Consider the following 17,203-nt stretch of genomic DNA (forward strand, 5'->3'; position numbering starts at 1 on the left):
GCCCCGCCGTCCTCCTTCAATGACGCCCGGCCCAAAATATGGAGCGCGCTAAATTGCACAAGTGCCGGTAGGCGTGAATCTGCGAAGCTCGCAGCTCAGCCATGTGACGCCCTGAAATCGTCGTCGTCGTCAATACACCGCCCCAACGGCCCGGGTGGGACGTGGCGCAGACGTCAGTTCTCCACCTGGGACGTGGCGGGCGAGCACCAGGGAGGTAACTGGCGGGGCGGGTAGATCCTCGCCCTGTTGAGGACTGCGGTGACTATCCAGCAGGGTTCCTGGGGCAGACTGGCAAGGTCCCGTCAGGCGAGGGTAACCGGAATGCGGAGGCGAGCGATCATCCGCGGCCAACGCTGGCAGACTGAGCGGCGTGGACGGCGGGCGAGGCGAGAGTGGATCGATCCGATCCGTCTCAGGGGCAACCCCTGGGTACACATCACAGCGAGTTCCTGCGTCCGGTGCCACACGGCACGCTCCGCGTGCGACACGGCACCGCCGAGACGAGTTCAGGGTCGCCTCGCCCGCCGGCCACGGCTCCGCGACCCGATGACCGAACGACTCCTGACAGCAAACGAGGTCAACGACGCCGCCGCCTGGTTCTCCCGCACCTACATCGGTTGGACCTGGCCCGAACTGCTGCGGGCACTCGACTCCGTCCTGCCGGGGGCCATCGCACGCGACGCGCTGCCGTTGCTACTCGCGTTGTATCCCGAGGAGCCCCGGCATCCGACCGAGGCTCTACGTCGCGTACTGAAGCAGTGGACCAGGCCACCGGCGAAGGCCACCACGGTGGTCCTGCCCGAGCCGCCCGCACGGGACACGATCGACGACGGACTGCCACCGCTCTACTCGGTGCGCGAGGTCGCTCAGTGGCTTGACCTCACGATCGGTGAGCTCGAGTGGTTCGCCGACCACGGCGGCTGGTTGCGCACGGCCTCTCCTCGCCTGCAGCACTACCGGGTGTGGACCCGCGAGAAGCGGGACGGGGTCCGCGTGATCGAGGCCCCCAAGCCGCGACTGCGCGAAGCCCAGCGGCGACTGCTGCGTCTCCTGGTGTCTCAGATTCCGGCGCACCCGGCGGCAAAAGGGTTCATCCCAGGGTCTTCGACCGCTGATTTCGCCCGGCCGCACTCCGGGAAGGCGACAGTTCTGCGTGCAGACCTGCGCCACTGCTTCGAGAGCATCACCGCCGCCCGGATCGCCGACGTGTTCCGTCGTGCCGGGTACCCGCCCACGATCGCGCGGGTTTTGGCTGACCTGTGCACCACCGCGACACCCGCACAACAGCTCGTCGACGTGCCCGAGGCACACGCCACCTATCTCCGCGGACGTCATCTCCCGCAGGGTGCTCCGACGTCTCCACATCTGTCGAACCTGGTGATGCGATCCTTGGACCGGCGCTTGCACGGGTTCGCCGCCGCCAACGGGCTGGCCTACACCCGCTACGGCGACGACCTGGCCCTGTCTGGCGATGCGATGGACGCGGACCGCGCCCTCTGGGTGGTACGCAAGGTGATCGCCGCCGAGGGATTCACCGTCCACGCGGGCAAGGTGCGCATCATGCGGGAGCATCAGCGACAGACACTCGCAGGCCTCGTGGTCAATGACCGACCCCGCGTCGGCCGCGGCGACTACGACACCCTGCGCGCCCTTCTGCACAACGCCCGTCGCTATGGGGCCTCATCCCAGAACCAATCCGGGCACCCCGACTTCCGGGCCCACGTCCTGGGCCTCATCGCCTGGGTCGGCGCGAGTGACCCAGCTCGACGCGAACGCCTGCTGCGCATGGCCGACGAAGTCGAATGGACGAGCTAGTCGGTGGGGGCCCCGGACCCAAATTCTGGGCCAGAGTCAGGAGCTGTGACGGGGCGCGAGCGGATCTCTGGAGCGCCTCGGCGTGCACACGCGCTGCCCCCTAGGACGCAGCCGACGAGCGAGAGCAACCCCTCCTGACAGCTTGTGTAGTCACCCCGGGAACGAGTGTTGTGGAATAGGGTGACACCGATCACATTGCGCTGCTCCGGGCGCTGTTAGGAGACCCTGCATGCCTCGCACCCGCGTCGCCGTCACCTTGTTGGCGGCGGTGACCACAACGGCCGCCTCACTGTTTGCGGCACCGATGGCCTCGGCCACCGACCCCGCCACCCGGCCGGCCCAGCCGATCACCTACACGGCCGAAGCGGGCGGATTGTACCAGATCACCCACCCGGGGCAGCCGTGGCCCGGTGTCGACGACTGGTCCTGCCGCCCCTCGCCCGAGCGCCCGCGTCCGGTGATCCTCCTCCACGGCACAGGCGCGAACGGGGTCAACAACTGGGGCACGATCGCGCCGGCACTGCTCAACGAGGGCTACTGCGTGTTCGCACCCACCTTCGGCGCCACCCCGCTGTTCCCCGGAATAGGCGGGGCCCTTCGAATGTCCGACCACGTGGGCGAGATGACCTCCTATCTTGACCGTGTCCTCGAAGCGACAGGAGCCGAGCAGGCCGACGTGGTGGGCCACTCTCAAGGAGTGACCGTGGGAATGCACCTTGCCAAGGTGACCCGCCCGGGCCGGATCAACGCCGTGGTCTCGCTCGGTGGCTTCGCCGGAGGGACCGCGGAAGCAGGACTCCCGGGTCTGGCCTCCCTCGCCACTGTGGTGGACCTTGAGGGCCTGGCGGCCGAGAACTCGCGCACACTCCCCGACGGACCGCTTCCCATTCCCTTTCCGGCCATGCTTGACATCAACGAGCACTCCCCGACCGGCCAAATACTCTTCGACGGGGGATTCCCATTCCACGACGGCACCCGGTACACCCTTATCGCCTCGGCCCTCGACGGGCTGGTGCCGCCCGCGATGAGCTTCCCGGCAGGAGACCATCCCGGCGTGACCACACTCATACTGCAGGACACGTGTCGACAGAACGGCGCGGACCACGCCTCGCTGTACGCCGACCCCCAGACCGTGGACCTGACGCTCAACGCACTGGACCCGGCAACGGCTGTCACCCCCCGCTGCTGGCCCACCACACCGATCGTCGGCGCGCTCGGAGAGGTTCCGCCGCGCGCGTCAGTGTCTACCAACTGAGACGGCTTTCCGGACGCACGTAGTCGTCATTCTCTCCGGTCGGCGGCAACCGACTACAACAACCAGTCGACCACCCACTAGCTCGTCCACGCCGAGGGTTCGGCGGCGGATAGCGCGACGCGAGCAGCAACTTTCGTGGCACGCGGCCTCCACGTTCTCGCCGATGCACGCATTCTAGACGGCAAGCGAGCCACCACGCACTGGATGGCCACCGAACTGTTCGCCCAGTCGTGCCCGGGAGTCGTCGTCGATCCGGACGCGCTCTACATCGACAACGGGCAGATCTTGACCTCCGTCGGTACTAGCGCGGGAATCGACCTGTGCCTGCACATGATCCGCTGTGACCACGGCACCGCGGTAACCTCTCACGCCGCCCGGCTCGCGGTCGCACACCTCCACCGCAGCGAAGGGCAGGCCCAGTTCATCCTGCGGCAACCCACCTACCTACCAGACCGACTCCTTCGAAGACGCCCTCATCTGCTCGAGGAGGCCACCGACAGCAGCGTGCGAACCCTGAACCGGCGCTTCCAGCGCGAGACCCGGCAGAGCCCGGTCGATTGGCTCACCGGCGTTCGCATCCGCCACGCGCAGGAGCTCCTGGATACGACGGACCGACGTGTCGAACACCTCGCCCGCCACGTCGGCTTCAGCACGCTCAGCAACTTCCGCAAGTAATTCCGACGGACCGTGGGCGTCGCACCGCGCGAGTACCGAGCCACCTTCACCGGCGGGCCTCCATCCGCGGCTACCTCCCGCATAGCCTGAGTGTCAGACAAAGGGGGTTCTGTTAACGCAGTTGATCCCCGACCCGCAGTACGAGGGCCGTCCCGCTCGGTTCGGAGTGGCCAGTCATGGCCGGGCCGGCTCCCCTGCGCCGGTGGACGACTCGGCGATGTGTTTGATCGCGGCGAGCGTCTTGGGGATGCCGTCGAGGGCCTGTTGCGTGCGGTCGGTGATCTCAGCAGGCGCCCGGTCGCCATACTTCTCCTCGAACATGGCGATCCCGCCGGGCAGGAACTCCCAGGACTCGGTGAGCGTCGTCCCTGCCGGCGCGGGGGCGAGAGTGAACCCCCAACGGACGAAGCTGCCGCCCACGACCCAGGCGAACTCACGCCCCTGCTCGGCCGCCACCACCACCGACCGGGTCTCCCACGTCCGGTGCGGGAGCTCGTTGCGACCGGTGAACCAGGCACCGACCTGACCGGCCTCTGCCTCGTCGTCCCACCAGCACGAGGTGCAGACCGGACTCCACTCGCCGGTACGGGTGATGTCGGAGACCAAGTCGTAGAGCGTCTCGGCCGACGCCTCGACGATGACGGACTCCCGGTGACTGCGGATGCTGGTTCCGCTCATGTCTCCACCCTCCCCACCAGGGTCACTTCTTCTGCCGCCGGCTGCCGCCGTGCCAGTCCTCTTGCGTGCCGACCGTGTCGACGTCGACTCCGAGCGCGGCCAACTGTGGCAACTCGCGCAGGCTGCGCTTGAGCTCGGCGAAACCCGGGAAGCGGGCCAGCCCGACCACGTGGTCCCACAGCTCGGCCGCCGAGTCCTCGTGTGGCAGCCGGCTGATCACGGGCCCGAAGAAGGCGACGCCGGTCGGTGGCTCGAAGTGGATGATGGGCGTGCCCACGTCCTTGCCCGTCAGCGAGAGCGCCTCGTCGGTCTCCCGGCGGATCTCGGCGTCCCACGACTCGTCGTCGACGGCGTCCGCCAGCTCGATCGGCAGACCGGCGTCGGCGAGGATCAGCTCGGCGAACTCGCCCGTCCCGCGCCGCTCACGCACCTCACCTTCGCTGCGGTGGTCGCCGGCGTCCGGAGCGGTGTCGAAGATGTGCGCCCCGAAGGCGGCGTACAACGGCGCCATCGCCGCCCGGCCATGCTCGGCTCGCGCACGAGCCGCCACTCTCAGGAGCCGCAGCCCGGCGGTGTGGCCGGCTTCGTACTCGGGCGGGAAGTGCGCGTCGTAGTCGACCTCTGCGTTGATCAGGCGCAACGAGATGAACCGCCAGTCGACGGTGTAGTCGCGCTGCGCTTGCACCTGGCGCACCCATTTGCTGGTCATCCAGGCGAAGGGGCAGACCGGGTCAAAGTAGAAGTTGATGTCGGCGTCCATACGCCCACCCTAGCCAGGTGTTCTGTTCACGCAGGTGGGGTACAGCCGAGCTCCTCGACGTCGTCCTTCGACAACCCCCCGGCGCCCTCGGTGGCCTCGCGGGCGCGGTTCACCCAGTTGCCGAGGGTGACCTCGTTCACGCAGCGCAGACCGTCAGGCGGCGTCGAGGTACAGGTAGTCCTCCCAGTACGGCCCGATCTCACGGAGCTGGGAGACGAGCCGCCACGTCCGACCCTGTGGCGCCACCAGCGGCGCCCGCAATTCCCAGCCCAGCTCGGAGAGCAGTTTGTCGGCCTTGCGGTGATTGCACGGCGCGCAGGAGGCCACGCAGTTCTCCCAGGCGTGCGCGCCGCCGCGGCTGCGCGGAATCACGTGGTCGATGGTGGTCGCGCGGGCGTTGCAGTAACCGCACCGATGCGAGTCGCGGTGCATGAGGGCCGCGCGCGTCATCGGCACCTGCGCGCGGTACGGGATCCGCACGTACTCGCGGAGCATGATCACCGACGGCACTCGAACGGCGGTGTCCACCGACCGGACCAGGACCTCGGTGGGGTGCTCGTGGACCACGACGGCCTTACCGCCCAGCAGCATGACCACGGCACGGCGTGCGGGAAGCGCGGTCAGCGCCTCGTACCCGGCGTTGAGTAGGAGCACCCGCGGCGCCGATGCCAGCGGGACGTGCGGGTCCGGGACGCACTCGAGTCGAACGGGAGCTCGTGAACCCCGTTGTCGGTACTCCGAGTTCTCGCGCACGGCTGTGCCCATGGTTGGTCTCCGCTCGTCTGCCAGAGCCCAGTGCAGCACGGTCGACCGGGCCCGAAGTGAACCTCGCCTCCACCGATGATGCACCCTCGGTGAACTCTTTGCGCTCGATACCGAGATCCGCGCCGCGGATCGTTCTCCTGGTGCCGGCGATCGGGACGTCTCGACATCACCACCAACCCAATAGGAGAGCAGGGAACGACCAGGCAGGCCTGTCGTTTCAGCCATCACTGCGGGGGCGCGACCTCGGGTAGTCCGAACCGGGCGAACAAGCGCAGGTCGAAGAAGGCCACGACGTGCGAGACCCCGGCAGGGGTGACGGTCAGAACCTGCAGGTTGAAAGCTCGCCGGATGCCGTGCTCGTCAGGCATGTAGAGCCCGAAAGCCGGTTGTCCATTGGCAGCGGTGGGCACGAGGAGATGATCTCCGGGGCCCTCCGCGGGGCTCTGGGCACTGACCATCCGGCCGATCGTCTCGGCGCCGCGGAACCACGCCGGGAAAGGCGGCATCTCGTACACGGCGTCCTCGGTCAGAACGCCGACGAGTGCTCTGATGTCATTGGCGTGCATCGCCGTGACGAAGCGGTCCAGCAGATCGCGTTCTTCTCTTGAGTGGGGTTCGCGCGCATCGGCCCCCTCCGGGCGCGCGTGGTCGATGCGGGACCGTGCACGTTGCAGCAGACTGTTGATGGCGGCGGGTGTGGTGTCGAGCATCGCGGCTACCTCCGCGGCGCTGAAGGCCAGAACATCACGCAGAACGAGCACCGCCCGCTGGCGTGGGGAAAGGTGCTGCAGAGCCGCGATAAATGCCAATCTCACACTCTGACGGTGGGTCACCGCACCGAGCGGGTCCCCGGCACCGGGGGTGCCGCTCCCGAACATGGTGTCGGGGGCAGGTTCCACCCAGGGCAGGTGGGTCCATTGCTCCAGGTCAGCCGCCGGGTCCCGGCTGGGACCGCCCAGACCCGCGGGCAGCGCCCGCCGGCCGCGGTTCTCCAGGGCACGAAGGCAGGTGTTGGTCGCGATCCGGTACAACCAGGTCCGGACCGACGACCGGCCTTCGAAGCCCTCGTAACTACGCCAGGCGCGCAGGTAGGTCTCCTGGACCGCGTCCTCGGCGTCGTGGATCGAGGCCAGCATCCGATAGCTGTGTGCCAGCAGCTCCGCTCGGTACGGCCTGGTGTGACGGTCGAAGTCGTCGATCACGATCGTCATGATGAGAAGGCGATCTTCTCAGTGGCGGCAGCAGGTGCGCGGAGGAGGGTCGCGGCGAGCAGCGCCCCGGCTGCCGTCAGCCCGGCCAGCACGTAGAGAGTGACGGCCAGTCCCTCGGCCAGATCCGCAGGCGACAGTGCGTCCGTGGCGTCGCGGGTGGCGAAGCCGATCGCGATCGCCGAGGCGAGACCCGCTCCGAGAGTGGCACCCACGGCGAAGGACGTCTCCTCCAGACCCGCGGCCAGACCCCTATCGCGTTCAGGTACTCCCGACAGAGCTGCGATCTGTGCGGCGACGAACGCCGCCCCCATCCCGGCGCCGAAGACGACCAACCCGGCCAGCAGGTCGTCGATCAGCGTGCCCTCGACCGACAGCCCGGCCAGAAGTACGCAGGCGATCATCAGCAGGATCATGCCCCACGAGGCCACGAGACGGAATCCCGTCCGTGTCACCAGGTGCTGCCCGACTATCACCCCGATGACCGAGGTGACGGTCATGACCGCCATCACCATGCCGAACTGGAGCGCCGAGAGACCCAGAACCTGTTGGGCGTAGAGGGTCACGACGATCAGGAGCCCGTCGACCGCTACGCCGGCGATCATGATGACCAGGTTGCCGCCGACGAGCGCGCGCGAGGCGAAGATCCTCATCGGCACCAGCGGCGCGGGGCTACGAAGCTCCACGGCGACGAACAGTGCTGCCAGAGTCACCGCCGCGGAGACGTAGACCGCGATGAAGGAGTCGACCCCGTTCGCGGCGAAGTGGAACAGGGCCAGGAGCGTCAGCACGAGCGTCCCGGTGGCTGTGATCGCGCCCGGCAGATCGAGTCGTCGCCTGCGCCGAATGCTCGCTGGCAGCACTTGCGGGCACAGGATCAGCACCGCCAGGCAGACGGGGACGTTGGTGTAGAAGATCCAGGCCCATCCAGCCCAATCCGTGAGCACGCCGCCCAACAGAAGACCGGCCGACCCCCCGATCCCGCCGAGCCCGCCCCAGATCCCCAGGGCTTTGTTGCGATCCGGCCCGTCGGGGAAGACCTGCATGAGGACAGACAAGCCCGCCGGGGTCATGATCGCCGCGCCTACTCCCTGCGCGACCCTCGAGGCGATCAACGCCTCGCTCGATCCGGCGAGCCCACACGCCAACGACGCCACCGCGAATACCCCGACCGCGGTCATGAACGTTCGCCGCCCGCCCGCATAGTCGGCCAGCCGTCCGCCAAGTAGCAGCAGACCACCGATCGACACCCCGTACGCGGTGATCACCCACTGGATCTCCGCCGGGGCGAAGCCCAGGTCTAGTGCGATCACCGGTAGCGCCGCATACACGCTCGTCGAATCCAGCACACTCATGAACATCGCCATGCACACCACGGCCAGCGCCCACCCTCGGTGCGTCGTCACCGCCGATCTGGCCTCTGTCGTCATCGCTCGTCCTCTCCTGGTAGACCGCACCCGGAACCGCTGGCCGGGTGTTCCTACTGAGGTAGACACCCGGCGACGAGGAAACTCATCGATCCCCTGGTGGGCCGGCGCCTGAACGAGGCCGAGGAGAACGCCACCCTGGTCAGACCCCCCTGCCCGGCCACACGGGCATGATGGGAAGTATGAGCAGCACTACCTTCTATGACGAGATCGGCGGCGCGGAGACCTTCTGGAAGCTGGTCCACGAGTTCTACCGGGGGGTCGCGGACGACCCGGTGCTGCGGCCGCTGTACCCGGAGGAGGACCTGGGCCCGGCCGAGGACCGCATGCGGATGTTCCTCGAGCAGTACTGGGGTGGCCCCACCACCTACTCCGAGCAGCGCGGTCATCCCCGCCTGCGGATGCGCCACAACCCGTTCCGGGTCGACCGCGCCGCGCACGACGCCTGGCTGACGCACATGCTCGCCGCGGTCGACACGATCGACCGCGAGACGATGGACGACGAGCACCGGGCTGCGATGGTGGAGTACTTCACCCGCGCCGCCGCGATGATGGTCAACACCCCGGAGGACATGTGAGGACCCCTGCCCACGCGCTGCGGCAGTGGGAGGACATGGTCCTCTACCAGATCTACCCGCGCTCGTTCGGCGACTCCGACGGGGACGGCCTCGGTGACCTGCAGGGAGTGATCGATCGCGTCGGCTACCTCGAGCTGCTCGGCGTGGACGGGGTGTGGCTGTCCCCCATCATGCGCTCCCCCGGTGCCGATCACGGTTACGACGTGTCGGACCCCCGCGACGTGGATCCGCTGTTCGGCGACGTCGAGACGCTGCGCCGCCTGGTGGAAACACTGCACGCCGCCCGGATGGTGCTGATCATGGACCTGGTGCCCAATCACACCAGCGTCGAGCACCCGTGGTTCGCCGCCGCCGTGGACGCGGGCCCCGGCAGCCCCGAACGCGAGCGCTACTTCTTCCGGGACGGGCTCGGCGAGGACGGCTCGCTCCCGCCCAACAACTGGCCCTCGGTGTTCGGCGGCCCCGCCTGGACCCGCGTCACCGAGCACGACGGCACACCCGGGCAGTGGTACCTGCACCTCTTCGCTCCGGAGCAACCGGACCTGGACTGGTCCCACCCCGACGTGGGCGCCGACCTCGACGAGACCCTGCGCTTCTGGCTCGACCTCGGGGTCGACGGGTTCCGGATCGATGTGGCGCACGGACTGGCCAAACCCGACGACCTGGCCGACCTGCCGGACGACGTGGAGATCGCCCAGCTCGTCGTCGACGAGCGCGACGCACGGTGGGACCGACCCGGCGTCCACGACGTCCACCGCCGGATCCGCGCGGTCGTCGACGAGTACCCGGGCGCGGCGACGTTCGGCGAGGTGTGGGTGGGGCCGGTCGACCGGTTCGCCCGATACCTGCGCCCCGACGAGCTGCACTTCGCGTTCCACTTCGCGCTCACCGGCGCCCCATTCGAGGCCGGCGCCGTCCGCGAGGCCGTGGACTCCACGCTGGAGGCCTCACGCATCGCCGGTTCGACCCCCACGTGGGCACTGTCCAACCACGACGTCGTGCGGGAGGTGACCCGGTACGGCAACGGCGCACTCGGCACGGCCCGGGCCCGCGCCATGCTGCTGGTGGAACTGGCGCTGCCCGGGATCGCGTTTATCTACAACGGCGCCGAACTGGGCCTGCCGAGCGACTTCTCGATCCCCCACGACCGGCTGACCGACCCCACCTGGGAACGCAGCGGCCACGCGGAGACGGGCCGCGACCACTGCCGCGTCCCGATCCCGTGGGAGGGCACCCGGCCGCCGTACGGCTTCTCGACCGCCGATCACACCTGGCTCCCGATGCCCACGTCCTGGGGCCGACACACGGTGGAGGCCCAGATCGAGGACCCCGGATCCACGCTGTCGCTGTACCGCGCTGCGATCGAGACCCGGCGCTCGTGGCCGGGCCCGCGAACCGCGTCGGTCGAGTGGTACGGGGCGCCATCCGGTTGCCTGGCGTTCCGGCGCGACGACGGCGTGGTGTGCGCGCTCAACACCTCCGTGCGATCGGTGCCCCTTCCCCACGGCGAGGTCCTGCTCTCCTCCGGACCACTCACCCCGGAAACCCCGACCGGCGCGATCCTGCCGCCGGACACCGCAGTATGGTTGCGACCACACTAAGAACGGGGATTAAATCATGAGGTTGGCGGAGAAGACCGCGATCGTCACCGGCGGCGCCGGCGGAATCGGCAGGGGCATCGTCCGGGCGTTCGTCAAGGAGGGCGCCCGCGTCCTCGTCGTCGATATCGCCGACGAGGCCGGCAACGCCCTCGTCGACGAACTTGGCGAGCAGGTCCGGTACCTGTCCGCCGACATCTCGGTCGAGGACAACGCCCGCGTGATCGTCGAGAGCGCCGTCGAGCATTTCGGTCGACTCGACGTCCTGGTCAACAACGCGCACGCGTCACGGCAGGCCCCGCTACTGGAGACCACCCGGGAGATGTTGGACCTGTCGTTCGACTCGGGCTTCTACCCCACCTTCTGGCTGATGAAGGCCGCTCACCCGCACCTGGCCACAGCGGGCGGCTCGGTGATCAACTTCGCCTCGGGAGCCGGGATCGAGGGCAGTCCCACCCAGGCCTCGTACGCGGCGGCCAAGGAGGCCATCCGCGCCATCACCCGGGTGGCCGCCAATGAATGGGCGCGGGACGGCATCAACGTCAACGTGATCTCGCCGTTGGCGCTCACCGAGGGCGTCGAGGCCTACATGGAGGCCAACCCCGGAATCGAGAAGCACCTGCTCGCCGGGACCCCGATGCGCAGGTTCGGCGATCCGGAGGCGGACATCGGCCGCGTCGCAGTGTTTCTCGCCAGCGAGGACGCCAGCTACATGACGGGGCAGACGCTGATGGTCGACGGCGGCAGCGTCAAGCTCCGGTAGTGACTGGCTCCGACAGCGTCACGCTCCGGTAGCGCGTAGCCGCGGCAGGAGCACGTCGCGGACCGTGTCGGGATTGCGTTCCACCACCACCCAGCGGCGGCCCAGATCCCGGGCCGCCACGGCCGTGGTCCCGGAGCCGGCGAACAGGTCCACCACCAGATCGTCCCGGTCGGTCGCCAGTTCCACGATCCGACGCATCAGCGCCTCCGGCTTCGGGGTGCGGAACCCGTCGACGCCCGCGCTACGCAACTCCGCCCGGGCGGTGTCGGTGGACCCCACCTCCTGGGCCAGCCAGATGGATTTGAGCTTCTTGATCCGGCCCACCTCGTGCCGGTCGCGCTGGTACACGTCGACCCGCCTCCCCGACCGACCCCGCACGATCCGGCAGACCAGCTCGTCACTCCGCTCTTCCGCCCGGTCGCGCGACCACCGCCACACGGCCGGGCTCAGGTCACCGAACACCGGGAGGATCTCGGTCAGTCCGGACACGGGCCTGACGGAGACCTCACCGGTGTCCGGGTCGCCGTAGAGCGGATAGGTCATGGTGGGCGTGGTGCGGGGGTTGAACCGCTTGTTGGTGTTGCGCAGCGGGAGCAGGCGGTAGTTGATCCCGTCGTCGGCGGTGTGCGGGAAGTCCGCGGGATCGACCGCGGAAGCGACGCCACCGGCCAACCTGACCTGCGCGGGATCCCGCGCGTACACCATGAGCCGGTCGTGGGATCCGGCGAAGAACCTGTCGAGCTGACGCCCCTTGGGATTGCTCTCCACCGTGAGGTCGGCGATGAAGGCGTCGGTGCCGAAGACCTCGTCGAGGACGCATCGGACGCGGTGCGCCTCCGCGTCGTCCAGGTGCACCCAGACGGTGCCGGTGTCCGCCAGGAGTCCACGGGCCACCTCGAGTCGCTTCTCGATGTACCCCAGCCACCGGTGCCGCGGCATGTTGTCGTGGTAGCCGTCGAACCGCCCGCCGCGGTTGTAGGGCGGATCGAGGTACACCAGTTGCGCCGTGCCCGTGGTCCCGAGGCCGAGCTCGTCCAGGACGGCACCGACCTCGGCGATCCTCGCCCCGTCGCCGCCCAGCACGACGCCGGTCGCCCGCCCCTCGGCATCCGGGATGACCGCCGCGACCTCCGGCGCCGGCCCGTACTCTCCCGGGATCTCGGGCTCGCCCCTGCCGGGCCACGAGACCGAGAACCCCGGTGACGTCATCGCGGCTCGAGCGTCAGCGCGTCGGTCCGGCGGAACGCCGTGCCGTAGCGGGCGTCCAGTCGCAGCCACGCGCCGCGTTCGCTCACCCGGACCGGCTCGCCCTCCGGGGCGCGCCCGGCCCGCTCGGGCACGAAGCCGCACATCACCATGGAGAACACCGTCCGCATGTCCACTCCCACGGGACTGTCGCTCTCCGCGCGCACGGTGAGCGCCTCCTGGTCGAGCAGCGAGGGCGGTAGCCCGGCCGGGCCCGCGTTCTCCCGGGCGGCGCCGCGTCCGGACTCGGTCAGATCCAGCAGGACCTGGGCGGGGATGTCCTCGACGGCGTGGAAACCGTCCCGCGGCGGGAGGAGCCCCTGCCAGGAGGACGTGAGGGGCATCCCGGGGTCGACGAGCCCGTCGGAGTCGCCACGCGGGAGCATGTCGAGCTGAGTGAGCAGGTGGTCCGCTCCGCACACCACGTCTCCACCCGGGCAGCGTCCGCCGAGCCCCCGGACCACCAGAGCACCGAACGGCGTCCGGGACCACACCCGCATCCTGCCGCCCTCCGACGAGGTCAGGCGGACCACCGCCGCCTCGTCGAGCCGCAGCAGCCGTCGCAGGAAGGTGCGCAGATCGTCGCGGTCGGCGGGGTCGGGCACCGCGACCGCCTCGTCGCCGGCACCGGGCACCATCACGCCGGGACCTCGTGGCGGAACTCCACCAGGTGCTCACGCTCGGCCGGGGTGAACCGGCGCGGGCGCTGGGTCGTGAGGTCGAACGCGGCGATGGTGGCCGTGCAGTCGACCGCGGGGGGCGCCGAGTCCGGGGTGGTGCGCCCGCGGACCTCGTGCCGGGCCACGAACATGGCCCCGCCGACCTTCTCGCACCACATCCGCACCCGGATCGGTCCGTCGGCGTGCTTGATCTGGCCGCGGTACCTCACGGAGAGGTCGGTCATCACGGCGCCGGCGGTGAGGGTGGCCGTAGGCCTGCCCTCGGCGAAGAGCCACGGGATACGGGCCTCTTCGATGAGCGTGATCATCCGGGCGTGGTTGACGTGATGGTAGAGGTCCTGGTCTGACCATCGGACGGGCATCGCCGCGGTGAACACTCGGCGGCCCGGCTCGCCCGAGACCCCGAGGGGCCCCCCGGTCTCGTACACGAGCTGCTGCGTCACTCGGCCTGCCTCTCGTCCGTGATGGCCGCGGGCTGATGGGCGGCCTCCAGGACGTGCCGCACCCCGGTGGGGATCTCCACGGCCGTAGAGGTGGAAGAGTCGTAGGCGACCATCACCACGCGCAGGGTGCAGCAGATCTCACCCGCGGCGTCGAAGATCGTCTGTCTTATCTGGTACGAGGTGGTCCCGACGTGCTCAACCTCGATCTCGACGTCCACGGACGTGGAGTCCCGCAGGACGGGGCGCAGGTGGTCGATCTCGACCCGGCGCACGACCTGCGGGAGGTTGCCCAGGCCGAACGGCCCGAACCGGCTCCGGACGAACAGGATCCGGGCCTCCTGCGCGTACTCGATGTACTTGACGTTGTTGACGTGCCCGAACTGGTCGAAGTCCGCCCACCGCACCTGCAGGGTGCAGCGGAACGTCCCACTGTCCGGTGACTGGTCTCCGGGGCTCATCCCACCTCCTCCCTCTGGCCGAGCAGCGCCGCGCGCTCCTCGGAACTGATCTCGAGTGTCGTGGTCTCGTCCGGCGCCGTCACCACCAGGACGGTGTCGACGACCGCGCACGGCTCGGGGCCGGTGGACTCCGAGCCGATCGCGGTCCGCATGGTGAAGGAGGTCCGCCCCACCCGGAGGACCTCGACGTCCACCCACACGCTCGTGACGCCGAACCCGATGACGCGGCGGAAGTCGATCTCCATCCACCTCGCCAGCGACTTCGGCACACGTGACCCGGGGACGTCGAACTCGTCCCGGAACCACATCAGTCTGGCGTCCTGCGAGAACTCCTGGAACCGCACGTTGTTGACGTGCTGGCCCACGAAGTCGGCGATACGCAACGGGATGTGGACCCGGTGGACGACACCGGAGGTCTGCGTGTCGGGCGCGGCGTGCGATCCCATGCGCGTCAGTCCCGCGTCAGTTTGCGGTGCGTGACGCGGTGCGGGCGGGCGGCGTCGGGGCCGAGACGGTCGACCTTGTTCTGCTCGTAGCCCTCGAAGTTGCCCTCGAACCAGTACCACTGCCCCTCGGCGACGTTGCCCTCCCACGCGAGGATGTGGGTACAGGTGCGGTCGAGGAACCACCGGTCGTGCGAGATCACCACAGCGCAACCCGGGAAGTCCTCGAGCGCGCTCTCGAGGCTGCCGAGGGTCTCGGTGTCGAGGTCGTTCGTCGGCTCGTCCAGCAGGATCAGGTTGCCGCCGACCTTGAGGGTCAGTGCCAGGTTCAGACGGTTGCGCTCACCGCCGGACAGGACGCCGGCCTTCTTCTGCTGGTCCGGTCCCTTGAACCCGAAGGCGCTCACGTAGGCGCGCGAGGGCATCTCGTTCTGTCCGACCTCGATGAAGTCGTTGCCCTCGGAGACGACCTCCCACACGGACTTCTCGGGGTCGATGTTCGCGCGACCCTGGTCCACGTAGCTCAGCTTGACGGTGTCGCCGACCTTCACGCTGCCGGCATCCGGCTCCTCGAGACCGACGATGGTCTTGAACAGGGTGGTCTTACCCACGCCGTTGGGGCCGATCACGCCGACGATGCCGTTGCGCGGCAGGGTGAACGACAGGTCTTTGATCAGGACGCGGTCGTCGAAGCCCTTCTCCAGCTCGTTCGCCTCGACCACGACGTTGCCCAGTCGCGGCGGGGTGGGGATCTGGATCTCCTCGAAGTCCAACTTGCGGTGCTTCTCGGCCTCCGCCGCCATCTCCTCGTACTTGCCCAGTCGCGCCTTGGACTTGGACTGCCGGGCCTTGGCACCGGAGCGGACCCACTCGAGCTCGGCCTTGAGGCGCTTCTGCAGCTTCTGGTCCTTCTTGCCCTGGACCTCGAGACGCTCGGCCTTCTTCTCCAGGTAGGTGGAGTAGTTGCCCTCGTAGGGGTGCAGCTTGCCGCGGTCGACCTCACAGATCCACTGCGCGACATGGTCGAGGAAGTAGCGGTCGTGTGTCACGGCCAGGACGGCACCCGGGTAGGCGGCCAGGTGCTGCTCGAGCCACAGCACCGACTCGGCGTCGAGGTGGTTTGTGGGCTCGTCCAGCAGGAGAAGGTCGGGCTTGCTCAGCAGTAGTTTGCACAGCGCCACCCGGCGCATCTCGCCACCGGAGAGGTGGGTGACGGGCGCGTCACCCGGGGGGCAGCGCAGGGCGTCCATGGCCTGCTCGATCTGGGAGTCCACGTCCCAGGCGTCCACCACGTCGAGCTGCTCCTGCAGCCGGCCCATCTCCTCCATGAGCTCGTCGGTGTAGTCGGTCGCCATCTCCTCGGCCACCGCGTTGTACCGGCGCAGCTGCACCATGGTCTCGCCGAGGCCGTCCTCGACGTTCTCCTTGACGGTCTTGGACTCGTCGAGCACGGGCTCCTGCAGGAGCATGCCGACGCTGGCCTCCGGGTCGAGGAACGCCTCGCCGTTGGAGGGCTGGTCGAGACCGGCCATGATCTTCAGGATCGAGGACTTACCGGCGCCGTTGGGCCCCACGACGCCGATCTTCGCACCGGGATAGAAGGACATGGTCACGTCGTCGAGGATCACCTTGTCCCCGTGCGCCTTGCGAACCTTCTTCATCGTGTATATAAATTCGGCCACTTCTGCCCTCTCACCTGCGCAAATAGTTCACATCGCCGCGGCCGGACCGCGGGCACGACCCCCATGTTACGTGGCGGCCCGCGGCCCCGGCGTGCGCGACCGACGGCTACCCGCGGCCCCCGCCGGCTCAGACCCGGACCGCTCCCGCGAGCCCCACGGTGTCGTCCTGTCCCGCCGGCTGGTCGCCGGTGTCCACGGATCCGATCTCCATGGCGTCCTCGGCACCGTCCGGCTCCTGCTGCGGCGCCGCGGCGTCGCCGTCGGTCGTCGGCGCGGACCCCTCGGACTGGGCCCTGCGCATGGTCACGTCCATCCGCGACAGGTCCGGGCCCAGTGCGGTGACCCTCATCTCCAGGTCGCGTTGGATCCTGCCGTCCTTCTCGTACTCGTTGGTGAGCAACCGGCCCTGGACGATGATGCCGTCGCCCTTGACCAGCGTGCCGGACGCCCGCTGCGCCAACCTGCCCCAACAGTTGGCCGAGAAGTACAGGGTGCCGCCGGTCTTCCACTCCCCGGTGTCGCGGTCCTGGTATCGGGTGTTGCTGGCCACCCGGAAGGAGAACACCGAGTCCTCCCCGACCCGCCGGGTGGTGGGGTCGGTGATCACGGTTCCGCGGACGGTGGTCTGGGTCTCGTTCATGGGCTCACTCCTGTCACACTCGGACCGACCGTGCGTCGGCCTCGTGTTCCAGAGCGTGCCCCACCTCGTCGTCGTCGACTCTCCTACGCG

Annotated in this window: 18 protein-coding genes and 1 pseudogene; 6 read left to right on the forward strand and 13 right to left on the reverse strand. The window is 68.9% G+C overall.

Annotation, left to right across the window (positions count from 1 at the left end; all coding sequences use genetic code 11):
• Window positions 1-546: 546 nt before the first annotated feature.
• A pseudogene (locus NJE57_RS06435) lies at window positions 547-1,566 on the forward strand (reverse transcriptase family protein); the annotation flags it as partial.
• A 114-nt stretch (window positions 1,567-1,680) separates the two neighbouring features.
• Here NJE57_RS06435 and NJE57_RS19990 read toward each other — a convergent pair.
• Window positions 1,681-1,839, reverse strand: coding sequence for a siderophore-interacting protein (locus NJE57_RS19990; protein ID WP_413464381.1), 159 nt, complete (start codon window positions 1,837-1,839; stop codon window positions 1,681-1,683).
• A gap of 205 nt (window positions 1,840-2,044) precedes the next feature.
• Between NJE57_RS19990 and NJE57_RS06440 the strand changes: the two genes are divergently transcribed.
• Both NJE57_RS06440 and NJE57_RS06445 read left to right on the forward strand, forming a co-directional pair.
• Window positions 2,045-3,070, forward strand: a complete 1,026-nt coding sequence (locus NJE57_RS06440) for an alpha/beta fold hydrolase (RefSeq protein WP_319027576.1) — start codon at window positions 2,045-2,047, stop codon at window positions 3,068-3,070.
• Between the two features lie 204 nt (window positions 3,071-3,274).
• Window positions 3,275-3,745, forward strand: coding sequence for a helix-turn-helix domain-containing protein (locus NJE57_RS06445; protein WP_319027577.1), 471 nt, complete (start codon window positions 3,275-3,277; stop codon window positions 3,743-3,745).
• Window positions 3,746-3,919: 174 nt separating this feature from the next.
• Here NJE57_RS06445 and NJE57_RS06450 read toward each other — a convergent pair whose 3' ends face one another.
• The 5 genes from NJE57_RS06450 to NJE57_RS06470 form a co-directional block, all read right to left on the reverse strand.
• A complete protein-coding gene (locus NJE57_RS06450) occupies window positions 3,920-4,423 on the reverse strand; it encodes an SRPBCC family protein (protein WP_319027578.1) in 504 nt (167 codons plus the stop codon).
• Window positions 4,424-4,445: 22 nt separating this feature from the next.
• The gene (locus tag NJE57_RS06455) at window positions 4,446-5,183 is read right to left on the reverse strand and encodes a hypothetical protein (RefSeq protein ID WP_319027579.1); all 738 of its coding nucleotides are present in this window, start codon (window positions 5,181-5,183) and stop codon (window positions 4,446-4,448) included.
• 153 nt (window positions 5,184-5,336) lie between these two features.
• Window positions 5,337-5,948 carry an HNH endonuclease gene (locus NJE57_RS06460; RefSeq protein ID WP_319027580.1) on the reverse strand — a complete coding sequence of 204 codons (612 nt, stop codon included), beginning with the start codon at window positions 5,946-5,948 and terminating at the stop codon, window positions 5,337-5,339.
• A gap of 224 nt (window positions 5,949-6,172) precedes the next feature.
• Window positions 6,173-7,159: a sigma-70 family RNA polymerase sigma factor gene (locus tag NJE57_RS06465; RefSeq protein ID WP_319027581.1), complete on the reverse strand. Its 987-nt coding sequence runs from the start codon at window positions 7,157-7,159 to the stop codon at window positions 6,173-6,175.
• Window positions 7,156-8,586 (reverse strand): MFS transporter, encoded by a 1,431-nt coding sequence (locus NJE57_RS06470; RefSeq protein WP_319027582.1) that lies wholly within the window; start codon window positions 8,584-8,586, stop codon window positions 7,156-7,158. The genes NJE57_RS06465 and NJE57_RS06470 overlap by 4 nt, the downstream gene beginning before the upstream one ends.
• A gap of 179 nt (window positions 8,587-8,765) precedes the next feature.
• On the opposite strand from NJE57_RS06470, the gene NJE57_RS06475 reads away from it, so the two are divergent.
• From NJE57_RS06475 to NJE57_RS06485, 3 genes are read left to right on the forward strand one after another with little or no spacing between them, the layout of a single operon-like run.
• Window positions 8,766-9,161 (forward strand): globin, encoded by a 396-nt coding sequence (locus tag NJE57_RS06475; RefSeq protein ID WP_319027583.1) that lies wholly within the window; start codon window positions 8,766-8,768, stop codon window positions 9,159-9,161.
• A gap of 35 nt (window positions 9,162-9,196) precedes the next feature.
• Entirely contained in the window at window positions 9,197-10,762 is a 1,566-nt protein-coding gene (locus tag NJE57_RS06480; RefSeq protein WP_319027872.1) for an alpha-amylase family glycosyl hydrolase, read from the forward strand.
• A 16-nt stretch (window positions 10,763-10,778) separates the two neighbouring features.
• Window positions 10,779-11,522 (forward strand): SDR family oxidoreductase, encoded by a 744-nt coding sequence (locus NJE57_RS06485; RefSeq protein WP_319027584.1) that lies wholly within the window; start codon window positions 10,779-10,781, stop codon window positions 11,520-11,522.
• 18 nt (window positions 11,523-11,540) lie between these two features.
• On the opposite strand, the gene NJE57_RS06490 is transcribed toward NJE57_RS06485, so the two are convergent.
• The 7 genes from NJE57_RS06490 to NJE57_RS06520 all read right to left on the reverse strand — a co-directional run bounded on the left by NJE57_RS06490 (window position 11,541) and on the right by NJE57_RS06520 (window position 17,113).
• A complete protein-coding gene (locus tag NJE57_RS06490) occupies window positions 11,541-12,731 on the reverse strand; it encodes a site-specific DNA-methyltransferase (RefSeq protein ID WP_319027585.1) in 1,191 nt (396 codons plus the stop codon).
• Window positions 12,728-13,405, reverse strand: a complete 678-nt coding sequence (locus tag NJE57_RS06495; RefSeq protein ID WP_319027873.1) for a hypothetical protein — start codon at window positions 13,403-13,405, stop codon at window positions 12,728-12,730. Before NJE57_RS06495 ends, NJE57_RS06490 begins: the two co-directional genes overlap by 4 nt.
• Window positions 13,405-13,890, reverse strand: coding sequence for an acyl-CoA thioesterase (locus NJE57_RS06500; protein ID WP_319027586.1), 486 nt, complete (start codon window positions 13,888-13,890; stop codon window positions 13,405-13,407). Before NJE57_RS06500 ends, NJE57_RS06495 begins: the two co-directional genes overlap by 1 nt.
• Window positions 13,887-14,348 carry a thioesterase family protein gene (locus NJE57_RS06505; RefSeq protein WP_319027587.1) on the reverse strand — a complete coding sequence of 154 codons (462 nt, stop codon included), beginning with the start codon at window positions 14,346-14,348 and terminating at the stop codon, window positions 13,887-13,889. Before NJE57_RS06505 ends, NJE57_RS06500 begins: the two co-directional genes overlap by 4 nt.
• Window positions 14,345-14,794, reverse strand: a complete 450-nt coding sequence (locus NJE57_RS06510; RefSeq protein ID WP_319027588.1) for an acyl-CoA thioesterase — start codon at window positions 14,792-14,794, stop codon at window positions 14,345-14,347. The genes NJE57_RS06505 and NJE57_RS06510 overlap by 4 nt, the downstream gene beginning before the upstream one ends.
• Before the next feature lie 5 nt (window positions 14,795-14,799).
• The gene (ettA, locus tag NJE57_RS06515) at window positions 14,800-16,473 is read right to left on the reverse strand and encodes an energy-dependent translational throttle protein EttA (RefSeq protein ID WP_319027589.1); all 1,674 of its coding nucleotides are present in this window, start codon (window positions 16,471-16,473) and stop codon (window positions 14,800-14,802) included.
• A gap of 127 nt (window positions 16,474-16,600) precedes the next feature.
• Entirely contained in the window at window positions 16,601-17,113 is a 513-nt protein-coding gene (locus NJE57_RS06520) for a single-stranded DNA-binding protein (protein WP_319027590.1), read from the reverse strand.
• Between the last annotated feature and the right edge of the window lie 90 nt (window positions 17,114-17,203).

Source organism: Dietzia sp. PP-33 (assembly GCF_033790845.1).
Taxonomy (GTDB): Bacteria; Actinomycetota; Actinomycetes; order Mycobacteriales; family Mycobacteriaceae; genus Dietzia.